Below are 3,459 nucleotides of genomic sequence, written 5' to 3'. Positions count from 1 at the left end.
CATCAACCATTTCAAAATAACTACTTGGCTTAACGCAGTCATTGCACTGATTTTATACTTTCTTAACTTTGAACAAAAACGCAAGCGCCCGGTTAGAAACGTAGTGACTGGATTCTAGTCAACGTAGATAAAGGAATCACGGAAGCTTGTGAGCAGATGATGACTTAGATTAGAGCGATTCGTGAAGTCGCCTCGTTACTGGCCGCATGCGGCTGGACGCGGCTCAACACGCCCATATATCCATAGGCTCAAATTTTATTTCCTAGCCCCCAAAAAAAAGACGACTTATATTAAAGCCGATTTGAGTATTTAACAATTTAACTTAACACTGCACGATCGTTATCTAATTGTGTTCCACGAATACGTCTGAACTCCTGTAGTAAATCTTCAATCGTTAATCTTTGTTTTTCTTCTCCACTTACATCATAAATAATTTGACCTTTATCCATCATAATTAATCGATTGCCTAAATCCAATGCTTGCTGCATATTATGTGTCACCATTAAGGTTGTAAGATTAAATTTTTGAACGACCTCTCCCGTTAATTCTGTAATCAGTGCAGCTCTGGATGGATCTAACGCCGCAGTATGTTCGTCCAATAACAATATTTCCGGTTCTGTAAAAGTTGTCATTAACAGCGATAATGCTTGTCTTTCACCACCAGATAGCAGACCAACCTTTGCAGTTAATCGATTCTCTAATCCTAAATTCAGGGAACTTAGTACTTCCTTGAAGGTAGATTTCCTGTTTTTTGTTACTCCAAGTCTTAATTTTCGCTTATGAATCCTACCAAGTGCCATTGCTAGATTCTCTTCTATCGTCATGGAAGGAGCTGTACCTGCCATCGGGTCCTGAAAAACCCTGCCAATAAAAGTAGAACGCTTATACTCTGGCAAATGAGCAACTTGTTGACGATTTATAAAGACATCACCTACATCAGGTATAATTTGTCCTGCAATTACATTCATTAAAGTCGACTTTCCTGCTCCATTACTTCCGATTACTGTTACAAAATCACCTTTATCCAGTTCTAATTGAATATCTTGCAATGCCTTTTTTTCGTCAGGAGTCTGTTCGTTAAACGTGACGGATATGTTAGCTAGCTTAAGCATTTACGAGACCTCCTTTTTCAATGGATAAAGCTGCCTTTGTTTTAATAGTCGGCGCTTTTTCTCTTTTCTAGCTTGTAGTATTTTAGGCGTTACTAAAGAAAGAATAACGATTAGCGCGGTCATTAATTTCATATCTCCTGTATCCATAAAGTCGATGCGTAATGCCATCGTAACGATAATCCGATAAATAATTGCTCCACCGATAACAGCAAAAGTAGCTCTTGCCACTGTTTTTTTACCAAATAACGCTTCTCCGATGATAACAGAAGCAAGTCCAATAACAATCATACCAATACCCATACCAACATCAGCAAATCCACCTTGTTGAGCGATCAGAGCCCCAGCAAGGGCTACCATACCATTAGAGATACCAACACCAATAATGGTTAATGAATCTGTATTAGCTGACAGACTCCGAATCATTTGTTTATTGTCACCGATAGCCTGCAGTGCAAGACCTACCTCTGTTTTCAAATAAAAATCAGTTAATACTTTAATCATAAGCGTAACCACAACCATAAGGATTACAATACCCCAAGTAGGTGGAAATTGTTCAATACCGACTACTGCTAATAAATTGTTTAATAACGTAGTGATCCCGGTGTTCTCAATTAGTGAATTAATGGAATCAAATACGACATTCTCATTTATAATAGATAAATTAGGCTGCCCCATAATCCGTAAATTAATAGAATAAAGCGCTGTCATCATAAGTATTCCCGAAAGTAAAGCATTAATTTTCCCCTTTGTATGTAGCAACCCTGTAAAACATCCAGCAATGAAGCCCGCTGCAGCTGCAAGTATCGTTGCAATAATTGGTGAAACACCATTCATAATGGAAAGCGCTACTACAGCACCTCCAGTAACAAAGCTGCCATCCACAGTTAGATCTGGAAAATCAAGTATACGAAAGGTTAAATACACACCTAATGCCATAATTGCATAGATTAGACCCGATTCTACAGCTCCAAACAAAGATATAAACATATGAATCCTCCTGTTTGAGGTAAAATTTAGAGCCAGACTCATCTCCGGCTCTACTCTATTATTCGTCTATTCAGCTTCTAAAAACTGCGCTGATTCATCCCATTCTGTATTCCATTCTACATTTTGCTCTTCTGCAGCCTGCTTATTAATAAATAACTGGAGTTCAGGTGGGTATTCAACTAGAAAATCACTTGGGGCTTTATCTCCTTTTAATATTGCTGCTGCCATTTCACCTGTTCGATATCCAATTGTATTATAATCAATACCAAACGTTGCAAATCCACCTTTAGCTAGTGAATCAGGCTCGCCAACAATCAATGGAATATCCTGATCATTTGCAACTCCTACTACGCTATCTAGTGCTGAAACTACTGTATTATCTGTAATAATATAAAAAAGATCAACATCACTAACAAGTGAAGTAGCAGCTTGCTGAACTTCAGAAGATGTAGCAACCGTTCTTTCTTCAATTGTTATTCCGGTGCCTTCAGCAGCTGTTTTTACCGCATCGACCTGCGTTACTGAATTTTGCTCACCTGCATTATAGAGCATACCAACCGTTGCATCAGAAAAATAGGTTTCTATAAATTCAACTGTCTTTGCAATTGCATCAGGATGAAGGTCTACCACACCAGTTATATTATCACCAGGTTCTTCCATGGTTTTTATTAAACCTGCTTCTACAGCATCGGTTACCGAGGTAAAAACAATCGGTATGTCACGGGTAGCCTGCAAGGCACCAATCGCACTTGGAGTAGAATTAGCAAAAATTAAATCAACACTATCTGCTACAAACCCATCTGAGATTGGTTTAATATTATTCTGATCTCCCTGAGCACTTTGAAAATCAAATTCGGCGTTAATTCCGGCATCATTTAATGCTTCTTGAAAGCCTTCGTAAGCTGCATCAAGTGACGGATGTTCCACGATTTGACTTACTCCAATTTGATAACTCTTATCATCTGTTGCAGCTGTTCCCTCATCGTTCTCATCGCTTCCACATGCTGTAAGCGCCAGAATGCCGAGAATAACTATAAAGCCTAAAAACCTTTTCAATGCGATTCCCCCTTTTTATACTTCATTAACGTTAGAAATAGTCAAGCGAATTATATCATATAATTTATTAAATAACCAGAATCTTTTAATAGTTAAAAACTATCAGGTTACATAATTTTTTTATTATTCCGTTAATTGTGTATATAAATGTACATAGATAAGGAAGGATTCGGCAGCGGTGCATCGCGCAGAAAAAGCGTTCTTTTTTCAAGGAGGCTTCGCATATTTCAGTAAAAAAACGGAGCAAAATTCGCTCATTCCTTATCACTACATGCTCAGATTTACGCTTCCTCTAGTAGCTATT

General features: G+C 38.1%; 3 protein-coding genes. All 3 read right to left on the bottom strand.

Annotated elements, in window-relative coordinates; genetic code table 11:
* Positions 1-317: 317 nt before the first annotated feature.
* Positions 318-1,112 (bottom strand): ABC transporter ATP-binding protein, encoded by a 795-nt coding sequence (locus ABDZ84_RS08545; protein WP_343781078.1) that lies wholly within the window; start codon positions 1,110-1,112, stop codon positions 318-320.
* Positions 1,113-2,099: an ABC transporter permease gene (locus ABDZ84_RS08540; protein ID WP_026679613.1), complete on the bottom strand. Its 987-nt coding sequence runs from the start codon at positions 2,097-2,099 to the stop codon at positions 1,113-1,115.
* A gap of 66 nt (positions 2,100-2,165) precedes the next feature.
* Positions 2,166-3,155, bottom strand: a complete 990-nt coding sequence (locus ABDZ84_RS08535; protein WP_026679612.1) for an ABC transporter substrate-binding protein — start codon at positions 3,153-3,155, stop codon at positions 2,166-2,168.
* Positions 3,156-3,459 lie beyond the last annotated feature (304 nt).

The sequence above is a fragment of the Virgibacillus salarius genome, assembly GCF_039521925.1.
Classification (GTDB): domain Bacteria; phylum Bacillota; class Bacilli; order Bacillales; family Amphibacillaceae; genus Virgibacillus; species Virgibacillus salarius.
This window is presented reverse-complemented; position numbering and strand designations above follow the sequence as displayed.

Bases quoted from the DNA above. Each gene is read 5' to 3' on its own strand.
- ABDZ84_RS08545 (WP_343781078.1), bottom strand. From the start codon at position 1,112: ATGCTTAAGCTAGCTAACATATCCGTCACGTTTAACGAACAGACTCCT.
- ABDZ84_RS08540 (WP_026679613.1), bottom strand. From the start codon at position 2,099: ATGTTTATATCTTTGTTTGGAGCTGTAGAATCGGGTCTAATCTATGCA.